We start from the raw sequence: 25670 nt of genomic DNA on the forward strand, positions 1-25670 counted from the left end.
ACAGCCTCCCGCGAGGTTATTGCGCGTTGGCACGGACAATGTCAGCGATCAGCTGGTTAACCGGCGCAAGGTCGATTGCCAGCGCGTTACTTTCATACGCGGCCTGGGTGCGGACATTGCTGGCCAGCGCGGCGCCATCTTTATTCTGGGTATCTACTTTCACCAGCGTGGACAGGCCGATACGCAGCGGATGTTGCGCCACTTGCTGCGGATCGAGTTCGATACGCACCGGCAGGCGCTGTACCACTTTGATCCAGTTACCGGTGGCGTTCTGCGCTGGCAGCAGCGAGAAGGCGCTACCGGTGCCCATATCCAGACCAACCACTTTGCCGTGATACTCCACATCATCGCCGTAGATATCACTGATGACCGTGGCGGGCTGACCGATGCGCACGCCTGCCAGCTGCGTCTCTTTAAAGTTGGCGTCAACCCACAGGTTGGTGGCCGGCACCACCGCCAGCAGCGGTGTGCTGGTGGAGATCTGTGAACCGACCTGCACGCTGCGACGCGAGACATAGCCGTCCATCGGGCTGCGGATGTCGGTGCGCTGCAGCGCCAGCCAGGCATCGCGCAGCTCAGCGGCGCTCTGTTTTACCGCCGGCTGGTTTTCGAGGTCGGTATTCAGAATCATCGCCTGGTTCGCGTTGTACTGCTGAATCGCCACGTCCAGCTGGGCTTTCGCCGTGGCCACGGCATCACGCGCGTGCTGCAGCTCTTCGCGACCAATCAGATTGGCGGCACCGAGCGGCTCGCGACGTTTCAGGTCGGATTCGGCCTGATCCAGCGCGGTCTGTTGCAGCTTGATGGTAGCCTGATACTGTTTGCCGTTGATCATCAGCTGGTGCGTCTGGCGCACGCTGGTGGCCAGCGCGGTCTGCGCTTTCTCGAATGCCTGCTGCGCATCGGTTTTATCCAGGGACACCAGAATGTCACCTTTTTTCACCCGATCCGTATCCTCGAACCACACTTTATTCACGCTGCCGGAAACCTGGGCCATCACCTGCACCTGGTTGCCTGCCACGTAGGCGTCATCGGTTTCCTGGAAGTGGCGCAGCACCAGATACCAGTAAGCCAGATAACCCACACCAATCACGATAAACACGATAGCCAGCAGGATCAGCGCACCTTTGCGCTTCTTCTTTTTGTTCGCGGGCTGTTGCGGGCTTTGAGCTTCCGCTGTCGCACTCATGTCGTTCTCCACGTTTGCCATTTAGTCGGGGTGTGTTGATCCATCAACACGGTCGCCCGAGTCGAAAAAGCCAGCGTTTGCAACGCTGGCCGGATAAAAGGGGATTAAAATAGCGATTTCGGTGGGTGATTGTGTCGCAGTTCTTGCTATTAACGCGACAGGGAAGCGATAACCTGATCTTCGTCCATTTTATCGAGACGGTTAAGCAACTTACGCGTGATGGCTTCCAGCTGCTCCTGCTCGGTATCGGTCAGCGAGGACCACAGATACTGCAGGCTCTGATGCTGTGGTGGCAGCAGCTGACGTAAGAATTCGTTACCTTTTTCCGTCAGGTGCAGGTGCAGGCAACGGCGATCGTTGTCGCTCTCACGACGCTCGATCCAGCCGCGCTTTTCCAGTTCATCAGCGATACGCGTCGCGTTGGTGCGGGAAGAACCCAGCGCCGAGCTCAGCTCAGAAGGCTGAATGCTCTGGTTTTCCTGCGCGTCCAGCGTAATCAGCGCCATGAATAAAGTTTCGTTAATTCCCTGCGCCTTCAACATTTTGTTGCGATTATCCAGCAGCTTACCCTGCATGTGCATGCACAGACGGGTCAGGATGATCTCCTGCAGCGGAAAATCTTTGTGGCGATTAGCACGGATGTTTAGCATCTGCTCAATGGGAGTAAACGAGCTTTCCATTAAAAACCTCTTAGTTGCAACAAATATAATAATGAGGGTGACAGATTAAGCGTAGTCATATTTTCCGCCTGTGATTGTTTGCACCGTCACACTGTCAGCACCTGGCGTTCCAGGTCGGTCCATAACCCTGGGCTTTGCGCCCTGACCAGCCGCTTTGCAGACAAAGCCGCCATCGTCATCAATTCGCTAAGCGAAACCTTCAGTGGGTTGAATAATTTCGCGAGTAAAAATAACTTAGGTGAATAACTGTGTGGCTAACCATAACAAAGCCAATCATTAATGAACAGTATCGCTCACCACTTTGCATTGATCTTTACGTTTTCTAAACACTTTTCCCGACCGGCTTTGCCGGAGTAAATCAACGGGTTAATCGACAAGGCACCGGTTAGTCCGGGTAACGCGCCAGCACCAGCGGCGTGATGAATTCCGTTCGTCATCTGCGGTATAACCGTCCTGTGGCAGGGTGAATGCCACCGATAACGCAGACTCATCCTGGCGCAACGGACCTGATGCGGGCGGCGGAAAGGAGACATAGCTGGTGGGAAAAGCGGGTAAATAATCATATGTGGGTAATAATAACCCAAAAAATTATTTCAATGTTGTGTTAATTAACAGGACGTACCAGTGCGCTATAGCGCACGCTTCGCTTACTGACGGGGCGGGAGGGCGGAAAATGGCGGCACCACGTGGCTGAGACGAGGTGCCGCGTGGGCTTATTTCGCCGCCGCCATGGCGTCGCTGACCCATTTATCAAATTCCGCCTGATGAGCTTTAATCCAGCCGTCAACGTGGCCGTTGATGTCCGCTTCTGAGGCGTGACCGGCATGCATCGCGGCGTTCTCGGCATTGATGTCGCCAATCGGCAGCTTCATTTCAGCAAACAGTTTTGCCGCCGCCGGATTCTTCTCCGCCCAGGCTTTGTTGGCCACGATATGCATGGTGTTCACCGGGAAGCCATAGTTGGCGCCGTTGGCCAGTCTGGTATCCACTTTGCTCTGCGCGCCTGGCAGTGAGGAGAACGGCACCTGCAGCCACACCACATCTTTACCCGGCTTCAATACGTCGCTCACCCAGTATGGCGTCCAGGTGTAATAGAGAATCGGTTTACCCTGTTTGAAGCGCGTAATGGTGTCGGCAATCATCGCCGAGTAGTTACCCTGGTTGTGTACCACGGTATCGCTCAGTTTGTAGGCCTCGATCTGATGGTTAATCACCGCCTCACAGCCCCAGCCTGGCGTACAGCCGGTCAGGTCTGCTTTGCCATCGCCATTGGTATCAAACAGTCTGGCCAGCTTCGGATCCTTCAGCTGCTCGATGTTGGTGATGTGGTACTGATCGGCGGTTTTCTTGTCGATCAGGTAACCCTGCGCGGCACCGCTGACGTAGGTGCCCTGGCGATAAAATTTATTATCACCGCCGGCGGCTTTGTACATGTCGTCATGCAGCGGTTGCCAGTTGGTAGCGATAAACGTGGCATCACCGCCGGCAATGGTGGTGTAAGCCACGTTGTAATCCACTTCACTCGGCTTCTCAACGGTGTAGCCCAGCTTCTCCAGCGCGCGGCTCACCAGCAGCGTCTGGAAGGTCTCTTCGGAAATGGTACTCTGAGCCGGTTTAACGGTAATGCCTTTGCCCGGAAGGTCGGCGGCGGACACGTGCGTCGCGGCAACCGTGGTCAGGACGGCGGCGAATAGAGCTGTCTTGCGCATAGTCATTCCTTATTTTACGTGTGACGTCGGAGACGGGCGACCTCAGCGGGCCGCCCAAAGAAATCAGGCTTTTTTACTGAATGGACGCAGCAACAAACCCAGCGGCCCGCTGCTGTACCAGTGGCGGCTGCCACGGCTGCGGCTGTCGCGACCTACCGACTGTGTCAGGCGGTCGAGAATGATGGCGAGGATCACGATACCGACGCCGCCCACGCTGGCAAGGCCCATATCGAGGCGACCAATACCGCGCAGCACCATCTGGCCCAGACCGCCAACGGCAATCATCGAGGCGATGACCACCATCGACAGCGCCAGCATCAGTGTCTGATTGACGCCAGCCATAATGGTCGGCATCGCCAGCGGCAGCTGGACCTTGAACAGCATCTGGCGCGGGCTGGCACCGAAAGATTCACTGGCTTCGATCAGGTCAGCCGGCACCTGCTTGATGCCGAGTATGGTGAGACGTACCACCGGCGGCAGGGCAAAGATAATCGTCACCACTACGCCCGGCACGTTGCCGATACCAAACAGCATGACGATGGGCACCAGATAGACGAACGCTGGCGTGGTTTGCATCGCATCCAGCAGGGGCCGCACGATGCGCGCCGCGCGCTCACTGCGCGCCAGCCAGATGCCAAGCGGCAGGCCAATCAGTACGCAAAACAGCAGGGCGGTGAGCACCAGCGCCAGCGTCACCATCGCCTGGGACCAGGCACCGATCATGCCAATCAGCACCAGCGATATCAGCGTGGCGAGGCCCATCGCCGGGCTGGCAATCTGCCAGGCAATCAGCGCAAACACCACGATCGCCACCGGCGCAGGCAGCCCCATCAGCAGTTGCTGGAAGGCGCTGAGGATATAATCCACCGGCACGCGAATGCCCTGAAACAGCGGACGGAAATGGGTTACCACCCAGTCGATGCCTTCGGTGACCCAGCGATCCAGCGGAATCAGCGTGGTGTGGAACGGATCCAGCAGGCTGAAGTGATCCGGTGCCGCGGCCGGTGCGCTGCTCAGCCAGTCGCTGCTGCTGGCGGCGCTGCTGACGGCATCGTGTCCACCACTGCTGGCAGCATCCGATGTACTGCCGGCGGCGTTGCCCCAGGCATCGGCGGCGCTGGCGCTGCTGTCAGCCGGCGTGCTGCTACCTGTCGCGGACCACGGATCGCTGCTGGCTGCGGCGGCGTTGCTGGTGGCGGGTGGTGCGCTGGTCTGGCTGGCGCTTTCCCATGGATTGGCGTTTTGTGCACTCATGGCTGGGCTCCTTCACGATCTAAAGCGCGTAACAGCGTGCTTTTGGAAATGATACCGACGTACTGCTGATCTTCGCCGATCACCGGCACCGCACAGGGCGCCTGCGCGACGTGAGAGAGCAAATCGTTAAGCGAGGTATCGGCAGGAACCGCCAGCGGTGCGTCGAGCAGCGCGTTATCCAGCCCTTCACCTGCGGCGAGTGCCGCTTTCAGCGAGTCAGTGGAGACGACGCCGATGAATTTCTGTTTCTCCAGCACGTAGCCATATTCGCGGTCTTCATCCTGCAGCAGTTTGATCGCCGACCGCGGACCGAAACCGGCGGCCTTACGAATCAGCGCGCCGGCGCTGCGGCGGGCGATATCTTTGGCGCTGAAGACGTGACTGATATCCACGCCGCGGAAGAAGGTGCGCACATAATCGTTGGCCGGATTATTGAGGATTTCATCCGGCGTGCCGACCTGTACCACTTCGCCGCCCTGCATGATGGCGATGCGGTCGCCAATACGCATCGCCTCATCCAGATCGTGGGAAATAAACACGATGGTGCGCTGATGTTTCGCCTGCAGTTTTACCAGTTCATCCTGCATTTCCGTGCGAATTAATGGATCAAGTGCGGAAAAGGCTTCGTCCATTAGCAATATATCTGGATTAATCGCCAGTGCGCGGGCTAATCCAACACGCTGACGCATTCCGCCGGAGAGTTCATCGGGCCAGGCGTGAGGATAATTTTCCAGCCCGACCTGACGCAGCGCGTCGAGCGCTTTTTCCTGCCGCTCCTGCAACGCCACGCCAGCTAATTCCATGCCGAACGCGGTGTTATTTAGCACCGTCATGTGCGGCATCAGTGCGAATGACTGGAATACCATGCTGATTTTATTTCTGCGCACATCACGCAATTCTGCGTCGGATATTTTGGCAATATCGACGCCATCAATAATCACCTGGCCGCGTGTCGGCTCGATCAGACGATTGAGAAGGCGAACCATAGTGGACTTGCCGGAGCCGGACAGCCCCATGATGACAAAGATCTCGCCTTCTTCAATGGCCAGACTGGCATTTTTGACACCGAGTGAGAGGCCGGTTTTCGCCAGAATACTCTCTTTACTCTCGCCTTTTTCAATCAGCTTAAATGCCTTTTCGGGATGATCGCCAAATACCTTATATAAATTCTTTACTTCGAGTTTAATTGCCATGCAGTAATGAAATTCCTGGTTAAATGTCTGACTATTTCTTGTTGTACCCTGCGTAAATTTAAGCGCCTATACCGTAGCATAGTGAGATTATCTGACAACCCTTGACGGAAATATCTGGCGTGACAGGTATGGCGCGACAGTGGCTAATTCCAGTGCCTGCAAGGGATGAGACGGGATAAATTTTTTCTGAATTTTTTGTGAAATTAAACCGGTTTAGGCCAGAATTATTGCCGGAAGGCGGATAAATCACGCTTAGTCAGGCGAAATATCCCGGCGATGAATGGCGCTAAATAGATAAAATAATCACGCGCGGAATTAACCTTATTTCGGGGGACGGCGGGAATGCAGGAGAGGAAAATGAATGCTCAGAACGTGGTGGGATCGGCATGAAATTAACCTGGTCGGCATCAATGCCGACCCACAGATGCATCAATATTACCGCTGGGGCGCGTTCCGGTCGGCATGAATGCCGACCCTACAGATGCATCAACCTAACCGCCGGGGGCATTTCAGGCGACATGATTAACCCAACCGTAGGGTGCGCATTGATGCGCACCGCTTACGGTGCAATACGCACCCTTTACCGCGCACCCCACGCGACTAAAAATTCCAGTCCTCGTCCTCGGTTTCAACCGCTTTACCCATCACATAGGATGAACCGGAACCCGAAAAGAAATCGTGGTTTTCATCGGCGTTGGGCGACAGCGCCGACAGAATCGCCGGATTCACCGCCGTCAGCTCCGCCGGGAACAGCGCTTCGTAACCCAGGTTCATCAGCGCCTTGTTGGCATTGTAATGCAGGAAGGTTTTCACCTCTTCGGCCCAGCCCACGTCAGCATACAGCGCTTCGGTGTACACCACCTCGTTTTCATACAGCGCCAGCAGTAAATCGATGGCGAACTGTTGCAGCTCAGCGCGGCGCGCGTCGTCAACGGTTTCCAGCGCTTTCTGGTACTTATAGCCGATGTAATAACCGTGTACCGCTTCATCACGGATAATCAGCCGAATCAGATCGGCGGTGTTGGTCAGCTTGCCGCGGCTTGACCAGTACATCGGCAGCCAGAAGCCGGAGTAAAACAGGAACGACTCCAGAAAGACGCTGGCGATTTTCTTCTTCAGCGGATCGCTGGCGCGGTAGTGATCCAGCACGATTTTCGCCTTGTTCTGCAGGGCGGCATTCTCCTCACTCCAGCGGTAGGCGGCATCCACGTCGGCGGTGTTACACAGCGTGGAGAAGATCGAACTGTAAGAGCGCGCATGTACCGCTTCCATAAAGCTGATGTTCGACAGCACCGCCTCTTCGTGCGGCGTCAGCGCATCTTCCATCAGTCCCGGTGCGCCAATGACGTTCTGAATGGTGTCGAGCAGCGTCAGACCGGTAAACACCCGAATCGTCAGCTGCTGCTGCTGCGGGTCGAGCGACTGCCAGGCCGGCAGATCGTTGGACAGCGGCACCTTCTCCGGCAGCCAGAAGTTGCTGGTAAGACGGTTCCACACTTCGAGATCTTTCTCGTCCTGGATGCGGTTCCAGTTAATCGCCTGAATTTGTTTAAGTTGCATAGTCATCATCACAGTGCACAGGAAACGCAGCCCTGTACCTCCGTGCCTTGTAGCGCCATCTGACGCAGTCGAATGTAATAGAGGGTTTTGATGCCTTTCTTCCAGGCGTAGATCTGCGCTTTGTTGATATCGCGCGTCGTGACGTCATCGCGGAAAAACAGCGTCAGCGACAGGCCCTGATCGACGTGCCGGGTGGCTTCGGCGTAAGTATCAATAATCGCTTCTGGACCAATCTGGTAGGCATCCTGATACAGCTCAAGGTTGTCATTGGTCATAAACGGAGCCGGGTAATACACGCGGCCGGTTTTGCCCTCTTTACGGATCTCAATGCGCGACACAATCGGGTGGATGCTCGACGTGGCGTGGTTGATGTAAGAGATGGAACCGGTCGGCGGAATCGCCTGCAGGTTCTGGTTATACAAACCGTGCTGCATTACCGACGCACGCAGTGCCAGCCAGTCCGCCTGGTCGGGCAGGGCGATGCCGGCATCGGCAAAAATCTGCGCCACCCGGGCAGTACGCGGCTGCCAGCTGTGTTGGGTATATTTGTCGAAATAGGCGCCGCTGGCGTACTGCGACTGCGCAAAGCCGTCAAAGCTCGCGCCGCGCTCCTGCGCCAGCAGGTTGGAGGTGCGCAGGGCGTGATACGTCACGCAGTAGAAATAGAGGTTGGTGAAATCCAGCGCCTCTGGCGAACCGTAAGCCATACCCTCACGCGCCAGATAGCCGTGCAGGTTCATCTGCCCGAGACCGATAGCGTGCGAACGGCGATTGCCTTCCGCCACCGACGGCACGGAGGTGATGTCACTCATCTCGGAAACCGCCGTCAGCGCGCGCACCGCCACTTCCACGGTTTGCGCCAGATTACGCGAATCCATGGCGTGGGCGATATTCAGGGAGCCGAGGTTACAGGAGATATCTTTGCCGACGCGGCGATAGCTCAGGTCGTCGTGATACTCGCTGGCGCTGTTAACCTGCAGGATCTCCGAACACAGGTTACTCATGTTGATGCGACCGGCAATCGGGTTGCTGCGGTTCACGCTGTCCTCATACATGATGTAGGGATAGCCGGACTCAAACTGAATTTCCGCCAGCGTCTGGAAGAAGTCGCGCGGCTTGATGAAGGTTTTACGGATGCGATCGTCGGCCAGCATCGCCTCGTAGTGCTCGCTGATACTGATATCAGCAAACGCCTTGCCGTAAATACGCTCAACGTCGTAAGGCGAAAACAGCGCCATATCGCGGTTCTCTTTGGCCAGCTGGAAGGTGATATCCGGAATCACCACGCCGAGCGACAGCGTTTTAATGCGGATCTTCTCGTCAGCGTTTTCACGTTTGGTATCGAGGAAGCGCAGGATATCCGGATGGTGCGCATTCAGCCACACCGCGCCCGCGCCCTGACGCGCACCAAGCTGATTGGCGTAGGAGAACGCATCTTCCAGCATCTTCATCACCGGAATTACGCCGGACGACTGATTTTCAATGCGCTTGATCGGCGCGCCGGATTCACGCAGGTTGGAGAGCAGAAACGCCACGCCACCACCGCGCTTCGACAGCTGCAGCGCCGAATTCACCGCGCGGCCAATCGACTCCATATTGTCTTCAATGCGCAGCAGGAAGCAGGAGACCAGCTCGCCGCGCTGCTGTTTACCGCAGTTTAGGAACGTGGGCGTAGCCGGCTGGAAGCGACCGCTCAGCATCTCGGCCAGCAGTTCCCGCGCCAGCGTTTCATTGCCGCGCGCCAGCGTCAGCGCCACCATGCAGGCGCGCTGCTCAAAGGTTTCCAGATAGCGTTTGCCGTCGAAGGTTTTCAGCGTATAGCTGGTATAAAACTTCCACGCACCGAGGAAGGTGTGAAAACGGAAGCCCCAGGCGTCAGCCTCTTCGTGCAGCTGGCACAGGAAGGCGAAATCGTACTGGTTCAGTACCCCGGCTTCATAATAGCCTTCGGCCACCAGATAGCGCAGACGCTCGCCGTGCGAGTCGAATGGCACGCTGTTGGGCTGGACGTGCTGCAGGAAAAACTGGCGTGTGGCTTCATGATCTTTGCTGAACTGGATGCGGCCATCGGCGTCATACAGGTTCAGCATCGCGTTGAGCGCGTGGTAGTCCAGCTGTGTGCTGTTCAGGGTGTCTGTCGTTGCCAAAATTGGGTCACTCCCGCTTTAACATGGGCAATATCGTCGGCGGTTCCCATCAGTTCAAAGCGGTAGAGATAGGGAACCTGACATTTCTGCGCAATGATGTCGCCGGCCAGGCAGAAGCCCGCGCCAAAGTTGCGATTGCCCGCAGCAATCACACCGCGAATACCGCGCCGATTGGCGTCATCATTAAGGAACTGAATCACCTGTTTCGGCACTGCTCCACGCGCGCTGCCGCCGCCGTAGCTCGGCACCACTAAAATGTAGGGCTGGTCGATGTGCAGGCGCTGCGTGGCGTCGAGCGGAATACGCCGCGCAGGCAGGCCGAGACGGGTGATAAACCGGTGCGTGTTTTCCGACTGGCTGGAAAAATAGACCAGTGGAAACATCGCTTTATCCCCCGACGGCAGCGAGCTGGCGCAGGCCGGCGATTTTGTCGGGACGGAAGCCGCTCCAGTGGTCGTTGTGCGTCATCACCACGGGCACCTGGCGATAGCCAAGCGATTTGAGCTGATCGATGGCTTCCGGTTGGCTATCGAGGTTAATCAGCTGGTAGTCGATGCCACTGCGATCCATGGCATTTTTGGTGGCGTCACACTGGACACACTGGCTCTTAGTGTAAATAATAATGCGCATGATTCGTATTTCCCTCTGGTTGTGGTCAGGTTGCGAGATACGAAGCAAAAACCCTTTTGCTGCGAACGTCGTCCCTGCTGACATCTGGTAGCGAGTTGATGTGTTGAATACTAGATGTAGTGGTATTGGTGGTCAAGCCCACCAGATATAGGGTTTTGTGATTTAAGCAGTCGGAATAGGGCGAATGCCAGCGATGGTGCGCCCTGGCGCAGGGAAAAAATTTTTGTAAAGGGTTTTGCGGCAATTTTAACCAGCCTGACAGCAGCCGGATCGGCGCGCTAATGCGGAGTGACGCGCAAAAAAAAGCCCCGCATGCGCGAGGCTCCTGATGATTTCTTAGCGATTTAGCGGCGTGACATCAGCAGCGCGCCCAGCACCAGACCGACGGCGGCACCGACACCCACGCCGTACCACGGTTTGTCATGCACGTAAGCATCCACCTGATAACCCGCATCGCGCGCGGCCTGAGTCACGCGGTTGCCACTGCCGTTGAGTTTAGCGCGCGTCTGTTTCAGCAGGGCCTGCGCCTGGCTGCGTGCGCTATCCACTTCATCTTTGGCTTCGCTGCCGTAAGATTTCAGTAAGGCTTCCAGCGAATCGGCCAGTTCGTTTACATCCTGATTGATATCAATGTCATCGTTTTTGCTGGTTCGATTAAACATTTTTCGCTCCCTTTGACTTAAAACGTAATACTAAGTGTAGACGAAACGTGACTAAACGCAGCCGTGTGCCAGGCTTTAGGGAAATTCCGAATGTCCTGTGCTGTCGTGCTGATGTAAGGTTGCGGGGCTGTGAGAAGAGAGGAGCAAGCATGTATTTACGTCCGGATGAGGTAGCGCGCGTACTGGAAAAAGCAGGATTCGAAATGGACGTCCTGACACCCAAAACTTATGGTTATCGCCGTGGCGAAAACTACGTCTATGTGAATCGCGAAGCCCGCATGGGGCGCACAGCGTTGATCATTCATCCCACCCTGAAAGAAAAAAGTCAGCATTTCGCTGAACCCGCATCAGAGATGAAAACCTGCGACCACTACACGCAGTTCCCTCTCTACCTTATGGGGGATTCGCAGGAGCACTACGGTATTCCCCACGGTTTTAGCTCGCGCATGGCGCTTGAGCGTTATCTGCAGGGCGTCTTCGGCGCCTGACTGGTGTGCCCCGTCGCGGCGGGGCCGCACACGCTTTCCCAATCCTTACCCTTTCCCACGTTGCAAATTGCCGCGCGGATGCGTATAACTCTGTGTCCATATAGAAGTTTAGACGTCCATATGGATATAAAGAATGCAAACTGAACCGACGCCTTCGCAGGCAAACTTCAAGCGCAGCATGAAGGTGCGGCATCTGGTGATGCTGTCGCTCGGCGGCGTGATTGGCACCGGGCTGTTTTTCAACACCGGCTACATCATCTCCACCACCGGCGCAGCGGGCACGCTGCTGGCCTATCTGATTGGTGCGCTGGTGGTATGGCTGGTAATGGTGTGCCTTGGCGAACTGGCGGTGGCGATGCCGGAAACCGGCGCGTTTCACGTCTACGCCGCGCGCTACCTCAGTCCGGCGACCGGTTACACCGTGGCCTGGCTCTACTGGCTCACCTGGACGGTGGCGCTCGGCTCCAGCCTGACCGCCGCCGGTTTCTGCATGCAGTACTGGTTTCCGACGGTGCCGGTGTGGCTGTGGTGCCTGGTGTTCTGTGTCGCCATTTATCTGCTGAATAGTGTCTCGACGCGCTTCTTTGCCGAAGGAGAGTTCTGGTTCTCCATCATTAAAGTGATCACCATCATTGCCTTTATCGTGCTGGGCGCAGCGGCGATGCTGGGGTTCATCCCGATGAAAGACGGCAGCGCGGCGCCGGGATTACATAACCTGACGGCTTCCGGCTGGCTGCCGCACGGTACGCTGCCGATTCTGATGACCATGGTGGCGGTGAATTTTGCCTTCTCCGGGACCGAGCTGATCGGCATTGCGGCGGGTGAAACCGAGCAGCCGCAGAAAGCGCTGCCGCTGGCGATTCGCACCACCGTGGCGCGCCTGATCATCTTCTTTATCGGCACGGTGTTTGTGCTGGCCGCGCTGATCCCGATGGATCAGGCGGGCATCGTTAAAAGTCCGTTCGTACTGGTGTTCGAAAAGATCGGCATCCCGTACGCGGCGGATATTTTCAACTTCGTGATCCTCACCGCGATCCTGTCAGCCGCGAACTCCGGACTGTACGCCTCGGGACGGATGCTGTGGTCGCTGGCCAATGAAAACACGCTGCCGCGCTGCTTTGCCCGGGTCAACCGGCGCGGCATTCCGCAGCTGGCCATCACCGTCAGTATGCTCGGTGGCCTGCTGGCGCTGTTTTCCAGCGTGATCGCGCCGGATACGGTGTTTGTGGCACTGTCAGCGATTTCCGGCTTTGCCGTGGTGGCGGTGTGGCTGAGCATTTGCGCCTCACACTACATGTTCCGTCGTCGCTATCTGCAGGCGGGCAATACGCCGCAGCAGCTGGCGTACCGCGCGCCGTTCTATCCGCTGGTGCCGATCCTCGGATTTACCCTGTGTCTGCTGGCGTGCATCGGGCTGGCCTTTGACCCGTCACAGCGCATCGCGCTATGGTGCGGCATTCCTTTTGTACTGTTCTGCTACGCTGCTTATTATCTGACGCAAAAACGCCAACACGCTTTCAACGCTAAGGAGACCGATGATGTCGCGTAACCCCATCGCTGCGGCCCTGACCCACACTGATACCCTGATTCTGGATGGCGCGCTGGCGACAGAGCTGGAAGCGCGCGGCTGTAATCTGGCCGATACGCTGTGGTCAGCCAAAGTGCTAATGGAAAATCCCGAGCTGATTTATCAGGTGCACTATGACTATTTCGCCGCCGGCGCGAATGTGGCGATCACCGCCAGCTATCAGGCGACGCCGCTGGGCTTCGCCGCCCGCGGACTGGATAGCGGCCAGGCCAGCGCGCTGATCCGCCAGAGCGTGACGCTGGCGCAGCGCGCGCGCGACGATTATCGTGCCGCCACAGGCAGCGAGGCACCGCTGCTGGTGGCCGGATCGGTCGGTCCTTACGGCGCTTATCTGGCCAACGGCGCCGAGTATCGTGGCGACTACGCCTTACCGGCTGCTGAAATGAAAGATTTCCATCGTCCGCGCGTGGCGGCGCTGCTGGAGGCGGGCGTGGATTTGCTGGCGTGTGAAACGCTGCCGTCGTTTGGTGAAATTCAGGCGCTGATTAGCCTGCTGGCGGAGTTTCCGCACAGCAGCGCGTGGTTCTCCTTCACGCTGCGCGATGCGCAACACCTGAGTGACGGCACGCCGCTGAGCAAGGTGGCGGAAGTCATTAATGGCGCGCCACAGGTGGTCGCTGTCGGTCTCAACTGCGTGGCGCTGGAGAGCGTGACGCCGGCGCTGCAAACGCTACAGGCGCTGACGGACAAGCCGCTGCTGGTCTATCCTAACTCCGGCGAGCAGTATGATGCGGTCAGCAAAAGCTGGCACTCGGCGCCGTCTGGCTGCACGCTGCACGATAAGTTCCCCGAGTGGCAACAGGCGGGCGCACGGCTGATTGGCGGCTGCTGTCGCACCACGCCACAGGATATCGCGGCGATTGCCGCCTGTTGTCAACCGTAATAAAGCGCAGAAAAGCGCCACTGATAGCGCGATTGAGGCGAGTGAAAAGGCAGAGAGGGCAGTTTAGACTGTCCTTTCTGATTCTGAAGCGGACCTGCTATGAACCTGCGACATCTTCTTCCCGCCTGTGCGCTGCTGCTGAGCGGCTGTGCCACCATTGTTGGCACCGAAACGCAACCGGTAAAAATTGACTCTGTGCCGCAGGGCGCGCGTTTCACCGTGCAGGATGAAACCGGCCGCGCGGTGGCGCAGGGCTATACGCCGCAGACGGTAGATCTGGCGAAATCCAATGGCACCTATTTCGGTAAGAAACATTATCAGGTGATGCTGGAGAGTCCAGGCTACGTGCCGCTGACGCTGCCCATCGAGGCCAGCGCCAACCTGTGGTACGTACTGGGCAATATTCCGCTGCTCGGTTTCCCCGGCTGGCTGGTGGTCGATCCGTTTTATGGCGGCATGTATGACCTGAAGCCAGCACACCCGCAGCCGCATCTCAACGTGGTCGGCGCACGCGGCGGTTAATTTGCACGGATGCGTAGCGGCGCGATTTATCGCGCTTAGTTAAATACGCGCAATAAATTGCGCCGCTACGGTTCGTGCCGAGGGTTATTATTGCGCGGTAGGTTTCACCATCGCATTACCGGATTTATGCTGCGCCAGGTACTGCTGCTGGAAAATGCACATGCGGATGGTGTTGCGGTACTCGCCGTTGATGAAAAACTCGTGCTTCAGCACGCCTTCCACCTCGAAACCGAGCTTGGTGTAGATATGAATCGCCTTCTCGTTCTCCTGATCGACAATCAGATACAGCTTGTAGAGATTGAGCACCGAAAAGCCGTAATCCATCGCCAGCTTTGCCGCTCTGCTGGCTAAGCCCTTGCCCTGATGCGCCGGGTCGATGATGATCTGAAACTCCGCCCGGCGATGCACGTGGTTGATCTCGACCAGCTCGACCAGCCCGGCTTTTTGCCCGTCGTGTTCCACCACAAAGCGCCGCTCGGTCTGATCGTGGATGTGCTTGTCATACAGGTCAGAAAGCTCCACAAACGCTTCGTACGGCTCTTCAAACCAGTAGCGCATCACGCTGGCATTGTTATCCAGCTGATGGACAAAGTGCAGATCTTCCCGCTCCAGCGGACGTAATTTTACCGTCATACGGTGTTCCTTTAGATGACTGAATGGCTGTTGGGCAGCGGCGCAATCGACCTTCAGGATAAACTGCGCCGCGTTGCGCTCATGCCATGCTAACCAACAATCCGGCCCTGCGCCATGCGCGCGGCGCGATCGCACATATGATCGATCACGTCAGGATCGTGGCTGACCAGCACCATCGTCAGGCCATCATTCTGTTTGAGATCGTTTAGCAGATTCAGGATCTCGGCCTGCACAGACATATCCAGCGCCGACGTCGGCTCATCCAGCAGCAGGATCTTAGGCTCCAGCAGCAGGGCGCGCACGATGGCCACGCGCTGACGCTGTCCACCGGACAGCTGATGCGGATAGCGATCCGCCAGCGCCGGATCCAGCCCGACATGGCGGAAGCCCGCGTTGATGCGATCGTCGATGTTATCGCGTCGCAGCAGCTTAAGCGGTTCCGCCAGCGTGCGGCGCAGCCGGTGGCGTGGATGCAGCGAAGCGTAGGGATCCTGAAACACCATCTGCACATCGCGACGCAGCTGGCCGGTAAAGGGTTTGCCTGGCTGCACGGCGGTATTCGCCAGCGTCATCTGGCCGCGCCAGTGCGGATTCAGTCCGGCCATCACCCACAGCAGCGACGATTTACCGCAGCCGGAAGGCCCCACCAGACCGAAACACTCGCCGGCCGCCACCTGCAGGTTCACATCGTGCACCACGGTGCGCAGTTCATAACCCTGTTTGTGCGAGACGCTCAGGTTGGCTAATTCAATCATGCATCTTCTCCAGCGCCGCGCGATCCAGCACCGGCAGGCGTTCGCCATGCGTGGCTTTCCCCGGACGGCAGGCCCACAGCGTGCGGGTATAAGGATGGCTGGCGTCTGACAGTTGCGCCGCCGGCAGCGTGTCCAGCAGGCGGCCTTTATACATCACCATTACCCGCTGACAGTGCTCGGAGACCTGTTGCAGATCGTGACTGATCAGCAGCAGGCCCATATTGCGCTGCTCCACCAGACGACGAATCAGCGCCAGCACCTGATCGCGCATGGCGTGATCGAGCGCCGAGGTGGGCTCATCGGCAATCAGCAGATCGGGATCGGTAATCAGCGCGATCGCCAGCATCACCCGCTGGCCCATGCCGCCGGAGAGCTGATGCGGATAGCGCTTCATCAGCTGGCGCGGCTCGGGCAGGCCCACCGCGTCCAGCATCTCGCACACTTTCTCTTTGCGCTCGGCGCGGCTCAGCTTGCGGTGCAGCACCAGCGGCTCTTCAACCTGCCAGCCAATGGTGCGCGTCGGGTTGAGCGCGTATTTCGGGTCCTGCATGACCATCGCCACTTTGCCGCCGCGCAGGCCGATCCAGTCGCGCTCGCGCAGGTGCAGGGCGTCTGCGCCCGCCACCCGCAGCCGGTCAGCCTGCAGCTGCAGCGCGGGCGACAGCAGGCCCATCAGCGCACGCGCGGTCAGGGATTTGCCCGAGCCGGATTCACCGACCAGCGCCACGCGTTCGCGGCCAAGGGTAAAGCTGATGTTATCCACCAGCAGCGCGTCGTGGCTGCGAATCGTCAGCCCCTGCGCATCAATTAACAGATCATTTGGCATGGCGGGTATCCAGTCGGTCACGCAGGCCGTCGCCTGTCAGGTTAAACGCCAGGCTGGCGAACAGAATGGCTGCGCCGGGCGCTGCCGCCACCCACCATTGGTCGAAAATCACTTTACTGCCTTCTGCTACCATCGAGCCCCATTCGGCGGTTGGCGGCTGTACGCCCATGCCGAGGAAGCCCAGCCCGGCGGCAGAAAGAATAATCCCGCCGAGGCTCAGCGCGGCACGCACCACTGCGGTCGGCAGGCAGAGCGGCAGAATGTGGCCAAACATCAGGCGCAGGCCGGTAATGCCCTGCATGCGCGCGGCGGCGAGGTAATCGCTGCGGCGCAATGCCAGGGTTTCCGCGCGTGCCTGCCGGGCAAACGGCGGCCAGCTGGTGAGCGCCAGCGCCAGCGCGCCGTTCATCAGGCCCGGGCCCAGCATTGCCACCAGCGCCAGCGCAATCACCAGGTTGGGCAGCGACAGGAAAATATCGGTGATGCGCATCAGCACGCGTTCGGTCCAGCCGCCGACGTAGCCAGCGGTGATGCCGACTAACAGGCCAACCGGAATGGTCAGCACCAGAATCAGCGACACCAGCAGCAGCGTCGGACGTGCGCCGTAAATCACGCGCGACAATAAATCGCGGCCGAAGCCGTCGGTGCCGAACCAGTGCAGCGCCGACGGTGCCAGCAGACGCTGTTCAATCACCTGCGCGTTAGGATCAAACGGCGCCAGCAGCGGCGCCAGCAGCGCCATGGCCACCAGCACGATCACCAGCGTCAGGCCGATGGTCAGCGAAGTGATACGCGCCCGGCGCCGGCGCGGGCGCACGGTTTCCAGTTCATGAAGTTGTTGAGTCATCGGGTTCTCGGATCGGTTAACCAGGTGAGGGCGTCGGCCACGGCATTGAGCAGGATAAAGCAGCTGCCAATCAGCAACGTAGCGCCGAGAATCGCCGGAACATCCGCGGAAAACAGCGCGTTGGTCATGTAGCGACCGACGCCCGGCCAGGCGAATACGGTTTCCGTCAGCACGGACCCTTCCAGCAGCGTGGCGTAGGAGAGGGCGATAACGGTGATCAGCGTGCCCAGCACGTTGGGGAAAATATGACGCAGCAGAATGCGCGCCCGGCCAGCGCCTTTCGCGCGCGCCAGCACCACATACTCTTTGCTGCTCTCTTCCAGCAGTGCCGCGCGCAGCAGGCGCGTAATGCCTGCCATCGCCAGCAGGCCGAGAATCACCACCGGCAGCCACAGATGCGCAATCGCGTTACGGAACATTTCCGCATCGCCGGAGAGCCAGCTATCAATCAGTACAAAGCCGGTCTTCGGTTCGAGGGTATAAATCCAGATATCATCCAGCTGGCCCGGACCGGCGGACCAGTGCAGCACGGCGTAAAACAGCAGCAGGCCCAGCAGGCCGAGCCAGAACACCGGCACCGAGTAGCCCAGCAGCGAGATAAAGCGCGCCACGTTATCAATGACGCTGCCCGGTTTCCACGCCGCCAGCAGCGCGAGCGTCACGCCGAACACCGCAGCGAATATCATCGAACAGGTCGCCAGCTCAAGCGTGGCGGGGAAGGTGCGCATCAGGTCGGCGCTGACCGGCTGATTGGTCAGGTGCGACAGGCCGAGATTGCCCTGCGCCAGATGGCTGATATAGCGCCAGAACTGCACCAGCACCGGCTGATCCAGCCCAAGGTCGTGACGCACCTGAGCATAGGTGGCTTCGCTGGCGTGATCGCCGGCGATTTGCTGCACCGGGTCGACTGGCGACAGGTGCGACAGCATGAAAGTAAACGCTAACAAACCCACCAGCGTTACCAGCAGCGACAGCAGACTGGTGACGAGGCGGCTGAAGCGCTGCCAGAGTGGCCGGGCGAACCCGGCCGATGACGCTGACGCTGCCATTACTTCGAAACCTGCGCGTAATACACCATGTCCGGGTTGATCCCCTGCACATAGCCCTGCAGATTGTCGCGCAGCGCAATCAGGTTACGCGCCTGCAGGCCAATCACGTACGGCGAGTTCTTCAGCACTTCGCGCTGCATCGCCTGATAAAGCGCAACGCGCTTATTGCTGTCGGCTTCGGCCGTCGCCGCCAGCGTCTGTTTGCTCAGCTCCGGGATGTGCCAGTCTGAACGGTAAGCAATGGTTTTGCTGCCATCTTCCGGGTTGTATGCGAAGGACGCGGCGTTGGTGTTCGGGTCGAAATAATCCGCGCCCCAGGCGTTGAGCGTAGCTTCATACTGATGCGCCTTCACGCGGGTGGAGACTTCAGAACTTAAGCCCGGCTGCACTTCCACCTTCACGCCGCCTTTGGCGAAGCTGCCCTGCAGCGCCTGCGCGATATCAAGGTACGGCGGCTGATTGCTGGTAGAGAGCTTAAAGCTGACGTTGGTCAGACCGGCCTTCTGCAGAATCGCTTTGGCTTTCTCTGGATCGTAGCTGTAAGGCGTGTCGTTCAGCGCACCGAGGAAACCCTTCGGCAGGAAGGTCTGGTGCACTTCAAACTGGCCCTTCAGCAGGTCATTGGCGATACCTTTATAGTCGAACAGGTAACGTGCCGCTTCCCACAGCGCCGGGTTCTTCAGTACCGGATTGGCACCGACGTTGAACTGAATGTAGTAGAGCGACGCCATCGGAATCGCTTCGGTCTTCACGCCGGCTTTGCCCTTCAGCGCAGCGATCTGATCAGCACCGAGGTTACGCGCGATATCGACATCGCCCTGTTCCAGCAGCAGACGGCGCGCTGCCGGCTCCGGCACGTTTTTGATCAGAATGTTTTTCAGCTTCGGTGCACCGGCCGGTGAGGTCGGGTTGGCGCTTAGCAGTATCGCTTCATGCAGCACCACTTTGCGAATCTGGAACGGGCCGCTGCCGGCCGAGTGGGTGCCGAGCCACGCGTGGCCGAAATCACCGTTTTTGGCGTTGGCCTGCGCGGTTTTTTCATCAACGATCGAGGAGACCGGCGCGGACAGCAGGCTCAGCACGTAGGCCGGGCTGACGTTGGCGCTCCAGCTAATCTGTACGTGATCTTCATCGACCTTTTTCAGGAAGCTGTCAACGTTGTCTTTGTTCCAGCCGAGCTGGGTCAGAATAAAGGACGGATCGAGGTTGAGTTTCACCACGCGGCCCAGCGAGAAGATGACATCTTCCGGGCGCAGCGGGTTACCGCTGGCAAACTTCGCGTCTTTGCGCAGCGCAAACGTCAGGCTGCGGTTATCGCTGCCCGGCTGCCACGACGTCGCCAGCGTTGGCTTAAGATCGGTCGGATTGGCCGGATCGGACTGCACCAGGCGCTGATAAATGTTAGTGAACGCTTGCACCGTGGTCAGTTCAAAGCCCTGGGCCGGATCAAAGCTGTCCGCATCATCCGTAGACTGCGCAATCACCAGCGTATCTTTCGGCGTGGCGGCCTGCGCAGAGAAGGCGGCTACCAGCGACAGCGCCAGCAGTGAGGGAATAATTTTTTTCATGTTGTTTCCTTGCCTTAAAAAAGTAACGCGAGTTTACGAGAGCGTTACAGTGAAGAATAGTCAATTTATGGCTATGCATATGCCGTAAGGTTCTAAGCGGTGCGCTTCAGTTATAAGCAAGAGGGCGTAACGCGATCGGATTAATCTGATGCACCTTATATCCGCACGCATTATCAACCAAATCGCAACGAAAATTAAATCAACCTGAACCCCGGAATAATTAACTTTACTTCGCTTTTCGCCCTCCTATAATAGCCGCAACTTCACACAGGAGAATTCAGTTGGACAGTCACCCTTATCGATGGCAATACAAGGCAAGCTGACGCGCGAATTCTTTTGTCGCTGCTTGCCAACATGGCGGGCAGCAATCCTCACCTGTTTCTGATGATTGTTCCCTGATAATGACACCATAGCGGGCTGATGCCCGTGGGAATAGCATCATGCACATGATTTTAAACGCACTTTTTCCTCCGCCTCGATGCGCGCGCTGATCTTCAGCGTGCTGAGCTTCCCTGCGCGTTAAGCCGCTTCAGGCTGCTGCTGCGCGCAGCGTTATCCGTGGTTATTTTATTTCACTCGTTATTCAGCGAGCGACTTTCTTCGCCCATTATTTCCGGGAGGTAATATGGAAATTCCCGACAGGTTATTTTTAATTTAATCCGGTCACGCCGTGACAATTAATGTTTTCGACTTGTGCGCCTGGCGCGCAGGGATCGTTATTGCCGTAAAAAAATAAACGAGGAGTGTCATCATGACTGACATGAAACTCAACCAGGAAAAAAAAGCCTGGAACACCGTGCGTCCGGCACGTCAGAAAACCGCACGCTATCTGATTGAAGACGAAGCCGCTTTTACCGCCGACGAAACGCTGCTGCGCCTGCGCAGCGATGCGCTGGGGCTGGTCGAACGCGAAGCGGAAGCGCGGCTGCAGATTTATGGTCGCAATCAGGTGGAGCATGATAAAGCGCCACCGGCGCTGGTGCAGCTGATTCAGGCTTTCAATAATCCGTTCATCTATGTGCTGCTGGCGCTGGCGCTGGTGAGCTTTTTCACCGACTACTGGATGCCGCTGCGCCATGGCGAGGAGACCGATCTGACCGGTGTCATCATCATTGTGACGATGGTAACGCTCAGCGGTTTGCTGCGCTTCTGGCAGGAGTTCCGCACCAACAAAGCGGCACAGGCGCTGAAATCGATGGTGCGCACCACCGCCACCGTGTTGCGCCGGGAATCGGTACAGCAGGCGCCGCAGAAACAGGAAGTGGACATCACCAGCCTGGTGCCCGGCGACATCATTTATCTCTCAGCGGGCGATCTGGTACCGGCCGATGTGCGGCTGCTCGACTCACGCGATCTGTTTATCAGCCAGGCAATTCTGACCGGCGAATCGCTGCCGGTGGAGAAATATGACGTCACCGGCCACGTGGCCAGCAAGCAGGCCAGCGCCAGCGACAAAGATGCATCGCTGCTGGAACTGGGCAGCGTATGCCTGATGGGCACTAATGTCTCCAGTGGCAGCGCCAAAGCGGTGGTGGTGGCGACCGGCGGGGAAACTTATTTCGGCAGCCTGGCGAAATCGATTGTCGGTAACCGCACACAAACCGCTTTCGATCGCGGCGTCAACAGCGTCAGCTGGCTGCTGATTCGCTTCATGCTGGTGATGGTGCCGGTGGTGCTGCTGATTAACGGCCTGACCAAAGGCGACTGGCTGGATGCTTCGCTGTTCGCGCTGGCGGTGGCGGTGGGACTGACGCCGGAAATGCTGCCGATGATTGTCAGCTCGAATCTGGCCAAAGGGGCGATTGCCATGTCGCGCCGAAAAGTGATCGTCAAACGCCTGAACGCGATCCAGAACCTCGGCGCCATGGATATTCTGTGTACCGACAAAACCGGCACGCTGACGCAGGACAACATTATCCTTGAGCACCATCTCGACTGTGCCGGGGTAGAGAACTCGCGCGTCCTGATGCTGAGCTGGCTCAACAGCCATTACCAGAGCGGCACGCCTAACCTGATGGATCGCGCCATCCTGCGCTACGGCAAAGGACGCATCAGCGCGGACATGAGCGACTACTACAGCAAAGTGGATGAGCTGCCGTTTGATTTTGTGCGTCGTCGCGTTTCAGTGGTGGTGCGTGACCGCCGCCTCAACCAGCAGATGCTGATCTGTAAGGGCGCGGTCGAAGAGATGCTGAGCATTGCCAGCGCCGAACGCGAAGGCAAACTGATTCAGCCGCTCAATGAAACCCGTCGCGCTGAGCTGCTGGCGCTGGCGCATCAGTACAATCAGCAGGGCTTCCGCGTACTGCTGGTGGCCAGCCGCGCGCTGGCGGAGCCAGGCCTGCAACAGGCGCTGAGCGTCGCGAATGAACAGGGGCTGACCATCGAAGGGTTGCTGACCTTCCTCGATCCGCCGAAGGAGAGTGCGGCGAAGGCGATTACCGCGCTGAACGAGAACGGCGTAACGGTCAAAGTGCTGACCGGCGATAATCCGGTAGTGACGGCGCGCATCTGTCAGCAGGTGGGCATCGACTGTGGCGAGATCCTCACCGGCGAGGCGATTGCGGCGATGAGCGATGAGCAGCTGGCGCAGGCCGCGGCGCGCAGTTCGGTGTTTGCCAAACTGACGCCGCTGCAGAAGTCACGCATTCTGCGTGCGCTGCAGCAGCAGGGCCACACGGTGGGTTTTCTCGGTGACGGCATTAATGATGCGCCGGCGCTGCGTGACGCCGATGTGGGGATCTCGGTCGACAGCGCGGCGGACATCGCCAAAGAGTCTTCAGACATCATCCTGCTGGAAAAGGATTTAATGGTGCTGGAAGAGGGCGTGATGAAGGGGCGCGAGACGTTCGGCAACATCATCAAGTACCTGAACATGACCGCCAGTTCCAACTTCGGCAATGTGTTCTCGGTGCTGGTGGCGAGCGCGTTCATTCCGTTCCTGCCGATGCTGGCGATTCACCTGCTGATTCAGAACCTGATGTACGATCTGTCACAGCTGGCGCTGCCGTGGGACAAAATGGATCGCGAGTTCCTGCGCAAACCACGCAAATGGGACGCGCGCAACATCAAACGCTTTATGCTGTGGATTGGGCCAACGTCGTCAATTTTTGACATCACCACTTTTGCGCTGATGTGGTACGTGTTCGCGGCGAATACCCCAGCGATGCAGTCACTGTTCCAGTCCGGCTGGTTTGTGGAAGGGCTGCTGTCGCAGACGCTGGTGGTGCACATGCTGCGCACGCGCAAGATTCCGTTTATCCAGAGCCGCGCGGCGCTGCCGGTGCTGCTGACCACCGCCTGCGTAATGATTGCCGGCATTCTGCTGCCGTTCTCGCCGCTCGGCGCGATGGTCGGCCTGGTGCCGCTGCCATGGAGCTATTTCCCGTGGCTGCTGGCCACGCTGCTCGGTTACTGCCTGGTAGCGCAGGGTATGAAAACGCTGTACATCAAGCGCTTTGGCCAGTGGTTCTGAGTGCAGGAGGCGCGATGAAGCAACGCAACCTGGATAAAACGGTGTGCCACCTGCTGATAATTATGGTGGTCATCGTCGTGCTAACGTTAGTGTTCCGGTAAGGACAACAGGGCAGGGTATCCTGCCCTTTTTCGTGGCACACTAACCAGCGAGAGACAGATGAGCCAACAACAGCGAGCATTGATTATTGGGGCGTCAAAAGGCATTGGCCTGGCCGTGGTGCAGCAACTACTGCAGGCGGGCTGGCAGGTGACCGCCACCTACCGTTCCACGGCGGTTTCGTTTCAGCATCCGCAGCTGCAGTGGCTGGCGCTGGATATCACCGATGGCGCGCAGCGTGACGCGCTGGTCCGGCAGCTCGGCGACGCACCCTTTGATTGCATCCTGATTAACGCCGGGATTCTCGGTCCGCACGCATCGCAGCTGCGCGACGTGGACGATGCGCAGCTCAGCGAGCTGTTCTTTACCAATGCGGTGGCGCCGGTGCGCCTGGCGGAGAGCCTGCTGCCGCTGCTGCGCGATAAACAGAGCGTGCTGGGCCTGACCACGTCGCGTCTCGCCAGCCTCAACGAGAACCGTGACGCGGCGATGCCGTTCTACTCAGCCAGCAAAGCGGCGCTGAATATGCTGAGCCGCGCGCTGGCGACGCAGATGCACCAGCAGGGCAGCACCTTGCTGTCACTGCATCCGGGCTGGGTAAAAACCGACATGGGCGGTGAGGGGGCGGATATCACCGTCACCGAGAGTGCGCAGGGCATGGTCACGCAGCTGCAGCAGTTTAGCGGGCGTGGCGGCCATCATTACGTGGATTACCGCGGCCAGCTGCTGAACTGGTAATGCTTAGCCTGCTGGTTAGCGCCAGCAGGTTTTTTTCTTACTCATCCGGCGAATAGTACTGCACGCCGATTTCGATACGTTCGCGACCGCTTGCTACGCGGTGGCGGTTGGTATCGCGCAGCGAATAGATGCAGCCGCAATACTCCTGCTGGTAGAAACGCTCGCGCTTGCTGATCTCAATCATGCGCGACGAACCGCCACCTTTGCGCCAGTTAAACTCCCAGTACAGCATATCCGGATAGCGTGCCGCCGCGCGTACGCCGCAGTCGTTGATTTGCTGCATATTCTTCCAGCGCGAAATGCCGAGTGAACTGGTGATCACCGGGAAGCCGTGTTCATGCGCGTACAGCGCGGTGCGCTCGAAGCGCATGTCGAAACACATGGTGCAGCGCACGCCGCGCTCCGGCTCCCACTCCATGCCACGCGCGCGCTCGAACCAGTTGTCTTTGTCGTAATCGGCATCAACAAAAGGCACGCCAAACTGCTCGGCAAAGCGGATGTTCTCCTCTTTGCGCAGCTCGTACTCTTTCAACGGATGGATGTTCGGGTTGTAGAAGAAGATGGTGTAATCGATGCCGGAAGCCAGCATCGCTTCCATCACTTCTCCCGAGCAGGGAGCGCAGCAGGAGTGCAGCAGCACTTTATTATGGCCATTCGGCAAGGGCAGCGGCTGGCGTTGAAATGTATCGGACATAAAGTTAATTAATGGTTAAGGGCGATGCGGCAAGTGTAGGGGCAAAGGCCGGCCGATGCAAAGCGTCGGTGGCGTTTCAGGGAGGGGGGCTGTGGTGCTGCGTGGCCGCCGCTCGCCAGGGATGAGTAGCGGCGCGATTGATCGCGTAATACATTGCGCCGCTTGCAGGGTCAATGACCCACCTTCGCGCATCACTGCGCAAGATCAGGTCTCGTCGTGAATGGTGGTTGACGTACCGTTCTGCTGCACCGAACGGATGCCGTTTTCCGCCGCCTGTTTAGAGCTGTACATCTCGCTGGTGGCGATGGTTTCGCCGTTGCTGGCTTTAAGCACAAACCAGTATTTCTGCGACAATGCTGTATCACTTTTTCTCAGTACGTAATATCCCATGTGCTTTCTCCTTGTACCGGCACCCGATGGCCGGTTCGCTTACTATTCGCGCAGCCTGCTTATTAATCAATCACTGATTAGGAATTTGCCC

At 58.2% G+C, this 25670-nt stretch carries 24 protein-coding genes; 6 read left to right on the top strand and 18 right to left on the bottom strand.

Going from position 1 to position 25670, the window contains the following annotated elements; all coding sequences use genetic code 11:
- Nucleotides 1-16 precede the first annotated feature (16 nt).
- From emrA to E7738_RS18795, 10 genes are all read right to left on the bottom strand, one after another.
- Nucleotides 17-1189, bottom strand: coding sequence for a multidrug efflux MFS transporter periplasmic adaptor subunit EmrA (emrA, locus tag E7738_RS18750; protein ID WP_058770894.1), 1173 nt, complete (start codon nt 1187-1189; stop codon nt 17-19).
- Nucleotides 1190-1338: 149 nt separating this feature from the next.
- A complete protein-coding gene (gene mprA / locus E7738_RS18755; protein ID WP_021506466.1) occupies nt 1339-1869 on the bottom strand; it encodes a transcriptional repressor MprA in 531 nt (176 codons plus the stop codon).
- Nucleotides 1870-2582: 713 nt separating this feature from the next.
- Nucleotides 2583-3578: a glycine betaine/L-proline ABC transporter substrate-binding protein ProX gene (gene proX / locus E7738_RS18760; protein WP_021506467.1), complete on the bottom strand. Its 996-nt coding sequence runs from the start codon at nt 3576-3578 to the stop codon at nt 2583-2585.
- Between the two features lie 63 nt (nt 3579-3641).
- Nucleotides 3642-4832 (bottom strand): glycine betaine/L-proline ABC transporter permease ProW, encoded by a 1191-nt coding sequence (gene proW / locus E7738_RS18765; RefSeq protein WP_127834469.1) that lies wholly within the window; start codon nt 4830-4832, stop codon nt 3642-3644.
- Nucleotides 4829-6025: a glycine betaine/L-proline ABC transporter ATP-binding protein ProV gene (gene proV, locus E7738_RS18770; RefSeq protein WP_394515932.1), complete on the bottom strand. Its 1197-nt coding sequence runs from the start codon at nt 6023-6025 to the stop codon at nt 4829-4831. Before proV ends, proW begins: the two co-directional genes overlap by 4 nt.
- A 600-nt stretch (nt 6026-6625) precedes the next feature.
- Nucleotides 6626-7585 carry a class 1b ribonucleoside-diphosphate reductase subunit beta gene (gene nrdF, locus E7738_RS18775; RefSeq protein WP_031279347.1) on the bottom strand — a complete coding sequence of 320 codons (960 nt, stop codon included), beginning with the start codon at nt 7583-7585 and terminating at the stop codon, nt 6626-6628.
- 8 nt (nt 7586-7593) lie between these two features.
- Complete coding sequence (nrdE, locus tag E7738_RS18780; protein ID WP_072209956.1) at nt 7594-9732, bottom strand: class 1b ribonucleoside-diphosphate reductase subunit alpha; 2139 nt, start codon at nt 9730-9732, stop codon at nt 7594-7596.
- Complete coding sequence (gene nrdI / locus E7738_RS18785) at nt 9711-10115, bottom strand: class Ib ribonucleoside-diphosphate reductase assembly flavoprotein NrdI (protein WP_021506472.1); 405 nt, start codon at nt 10113-10115, stop codon at nt 9711-9713. The genes nrdE and nrdI overlap by 22 nt, the downstream gene beginning before the upstream one ends.
- A gap of 4 nt (nt 10116-10119) precedes the next feature.
- The gene (gene nrdH / locus E7738_RS18790) at nt 10120-10362 is read right to left on the bottom strand and encodes a glutaredoxin-like protein NrdH (RefSeq protein ID WP_021506473.1); all 243 of its coding nucleotides are present in this window, start codon (nt 10360-10362) and stop codon (nt 10120-10122) included.
- A gap of 344 nt (nt 10363-10706) precedes the next feature.
- On the bottom strand, nt 10707-11024 hold the full coding sequence (locus tag E7738_RS18795) for a DUF883 family protein (RefSeq protein ID WP_021506474.1): 318 nt from the start codon (nt 11022-11024) through the stop codon (nt 10707-10709).
- A gap of 149 nt (nt 11025-11173) precedes the next feature.
- Between E7738_RS18795 and E7738_RS18800 the strand changes: the two genes are divergently transcribed.
- From E7738_RS18800 to E7738_RS18815, 4 genes are all read left to right on the top strand, one after another.
- A complete protein-coding gene (locus tag E7738_RS18800) occupies nt 11174-11512 on the top strand; it encodes a DUF2002 family protein (RefSeq protein ID WP_021506475.1) in 339 nt (112 codons plus the stop codon).
- Between the two features lie 133 nt (nt 11513-11645).
- A complete protein-coding gene (gene mmuP, locus E7738_RS18805) occupies nt 11646-13061 on the top strand; it encodes an S-methylmethionine permease (RefSeq protein WP_166719519.1) in 1416 nt (471 codons plus the stop codon).
- Nucleotides 13051-13983, top strand: a complete 933-nt coding sequence (mmuM, locus tag E7738_RS18810) for a homocysteine S-methyltransferase (RefSeq protein WP_394516356.1) — start codon at nt 13051-13053, stop codon at nt 13981-13983. The genes mmuP and mmuM overlap by 11 nt, the downstream gene beginning before the upstream one ends.
- Before the next feature lie 99 nt (nt 13984-14082).
- The gene (locus E7738_RS18815) at nt 14083-14505 is read left to right on the top strand and encodes a hypothetical protein (RefSeq protein ID WP_058758247.1); all 423 of its coding nucleotides are present in this window, start codon (nt 14083-14085) and stop codon (nt 14503-14505) included.
- 87 nt (nt 14506-14592) lie between these two features.
- Here E7738_RS18815 and speG read toward each other — a convergent pair whose 3' ends face one another.
- The 6 genes from speG to E7738_RS18845 form a co-directional block, all read right to left on the bottom strand.
- The gene (speG, locus tag E7738_RS18820; protein ID WP_021506478.1) at nt 14593-15138 is read right to left on the bottom strand and encodes a spermidine N1-acetyltransferase; all 546 of its coding nucleotides are present in this window, start codon (nt 15136-15138) and stop codon (nt 14593-14595) included.
- An 89-nt stretch (nt 15139-15227) separates the two neighbouring features.
- Nucleotides 15228-15893: an ABC transporter ATP-binding protein gene (locus E7738_RS18825; protein WP_021506479.1), complete on the bottom strand. Its 666-nt coding sequence runs from the start codon at nt 15891-15893 to the stop codon at nt 15228-15230.
- Complete coding sequence (locus E7738_RS18830; RefSeq protein WP_394515933.1) at nt 15886-16719, bottom strand: ABC transporter ATP-binding protein; 834 nt, start codon at nt 16717-16719, stop codon at nt 15886-15888. Before E7738_RS18830 ends, E7738_RS18825 begins: the two co-directional genes overlap by 8 nt.
- A complete protein-coding gene (locus tag E7738_RS18835) occupies nt 16709-17566 on the bottom strand; it encodes an ABC transporter permease (RefSeq protein ID WP_031279350.1) in 858 nt (285 codons plus the stop codon). Before E7738_RS18835 ends, E7738_RS18830 begins: the two co-directional genes overlap by 11 nt.
- Nucleotides 17563-18615 (bottom strand): ABC transporter permease, encoded by a 1053-nt coding sequence (locus E7738_RS18840; protein WP_021506482.1) that lies wholly within the window; start codon nt 18613-18615, stop codon nt 17563-17565. The genes E7738_RS18835 and E7738_RS18840 overlap by 4 nt, the downstream gene beginning before the upstream one ends.
- Nucleotides 18615-20183, bottom strand: a complete 1569-nt coding sequence (locus tag E7738_RS18845) for an ABC transporter substrate-binding protein (RefSeq protein WP_058776471.1) — start codon at nt 20181-20183, stop codon at nt 18615-18617. Before E7738_RS18845 ends, E7738_RS18840 begins: the two co-directional genes overlap by 1 nt.
- 751 nt (nt 20184-20934) lie before the next feature.
- Here E7738_RS18845 and mgtA point away from each other — a divergent pair.
- Nucleotides 20935-23658: a magnesium-translocating P-type ATPase gene (mgtA, locus tag E7738_RS18850; RefSeq protein WP_394515934.1), complete on the top strand. Its 2724-nt coding sequence runs from the start codon at nt 20935-20937 to the stop codon at nt 23656-23658.
- 159 nt (nt 23659-23817) lie between these two features.
- Entirely contained in the window at nt 23818-24495 is a 678-nt protein-coding gene (locus E7738_RS18855) for an SDR family oxidoreductase (RefSeq protein ID WP_058781696.1), read from the top strand.
- Between the two features lie 37 nt (nt 24496-24532).
- Here the strand turns inward: E7738_RS18855 and E7738_RS18860 are convergent, their stop codons facing one another.
- The gene (locus tag E7738_RS18860) at nt 24533-25189 is read right to left on the bottom strand and encodes an epoxyqueuosine reductase QueH (RefSeq protein WP_031279356.1); all 657 of its coding nucleotides are present in this window, start codon (nt 25187-25189) and stop codon (nt 24533-24535) included.
- 204 nt (nt 25190-25393) lie between these two features.
- Nucleotides 25394-25579, bottom strand: a complete 186-nt coding sequence (locus E7738_RS18865; RefSeq protein ID WP_104094051.1) for a YegP family protein — start codon at nt 25577-25579, stop codon at nt 25394-25396.
- Nucleotides 25580-25670 lie beyond the last annotated feature (91 nt).

The sequence above is a fragment of the Pantoea sp. SGAir0430 genome, from assembly GCF_043549295.1.

Coding starts and splice junctions, on each gene's coding strand:
- emrA (WP_058770894.1), bottom strand. CDS start 1,189: ATGAGTGCGACAGCGGAAGCTCAAAGCCCGCAACAGCCCGCGAACAAA.
- mprA (WP_021506466.1), bottom strand. CDS start 1,869: ATGGAAAGCTCGTTTACTCCCATTGAGCAGATGCTAAACATCCGTGCT.
- proX (WP_021506467.1), bottom strand. CDS start 3,578: ATGCGCAAGACAGCTCTATTCGCCGCCGTCCTGACCACGGTTGCCGCG.
- proW (WP_127834469.1), bottom strand. CDS start 4,832: ATGAGTGCACAAAACGCCAATCCATGGGAAAGCGCCAGCCAGACCAGC.
- proV (WP_394515932.1), bottom strand. CDS start 6,025: ATGGCAATTAAACTCGAAGTAAAGAATTTATATAAGGTATTTGGCGAT.
- nrdF (WP_031279347.1), bottom strand. CDS start 7,585: ATGCAACTTAAACAAATTCAGGCGATTAACTGGAACCGCATCCAGGAC.
- nrdI (WP_021506472.1), bottom strand. CDS start 10,115: ATGTTTCCACTGGTCTATTTTTCCAGCCAGTCGGAAAACACGCACCGG.
- nrdH (WP_021506473.1), bottom strand. CDS start 10,362: ATGCGCATTATTATTTACACTAAGAGCCAGTGTGTCCAGTGTGACGCC.
- E7738_RS18795 (WP_021506474.1), bottom strand. CDS start 11,024: ATGTTTAATCGAACCAGCAAAAACGATGACATTGATATCAATCAGGAT.
- E7738_RS18800 (WP_021506475.1), top strand. CDS start 11,174: ATGTATTTACGTCCGGATGAGGTAGCGCGCGTACTGGAAAAAGCAGGA.
- mmuP (WP_166719519.1), top strand. CDS start 11,646: ATGCAAACTGAACCGACGCCTTCGCAGGCAAACTTCAAGCGCAGCATG.
- mmuM (WP_394516356.1), top strand. CDS start 13,051: ATGTCGCGTAACCCCATCGCTGCGGCCCTGACCCACACTGATACCCTG.
- E7738_RS18815 (WP_058758247.1), top strand. CDS start 14,083: ATGAACCTGCGACATCTTCTTCCCGCCTGTGCGCTGCTGCTGAGCGGC.
- speG (WP_021506478.1), bottom strand. CDS start 15,138: ATGACGGTAAAATTACGTCCGCTGGAGCGGGAAGATCTGCACTTTGTC.
- E7738_RS18825 (WP_021506479.1), bottom strand. CDS start 15,893: ATGATTGAATTAGCCAACCTGAGCGTCTCGCACAAACAGGGTTATGAA.
- E7738_RS18830 (WP_394515933.1), bottom strand. CDS start 16,719: ATGCCAAATGATCTGTTAATTGATGCGCAGGGGCTGACGATTCGCAGC.
- E7738_RS18835 (WP_031279350.1), bottom strand. CDS start 17,566: ATGACTCAACAACTTCATGAACTGGAAACCGTGCGCCCGCGCCGGCGC.
- E7738_RS18840 (WP_021506482.1), bottom strand. CDS start 18,615: ATGGCAGCGTCAGCGTCATCGGCCGGGTTCGCCCGGCCACTCTGGCAG.
- E7738_RS18845 (WP_058776471.1), bottom strand. CDS start 20,183: ATGAAAAAAATTATTCCCTCACTGCTGGCGCTGTCGCTGGTAGCCGCC.
- mgtA (WP_394515934.1), top strand. CDS start 20,935: ATGACTGACATGAAACTCAACCAGGAAAAAAAAGCCTGGAACACCGTG.
- E7738_RS18855 (WP_058781696.1), top strand. CDS start 23,818: ATGAGCCAACAACAGCGAGCATTGATTATTGGGGCGTCAAAAGGCATT.
- E7738_RS18860 (WP_031279356.1), bottom strand. CDS start 25,189: ATGTCCGATACATTTCAACGCCAGCCGCTGCCCTTGCCGAATGGCCAT.
- E7738_RS18865 (WP_104094051.1), bottom strand. CDS start 25,579: ATGGGATATTACGTACTGAGAAAAAGTGATACAGCATTGTCGCAGAAA.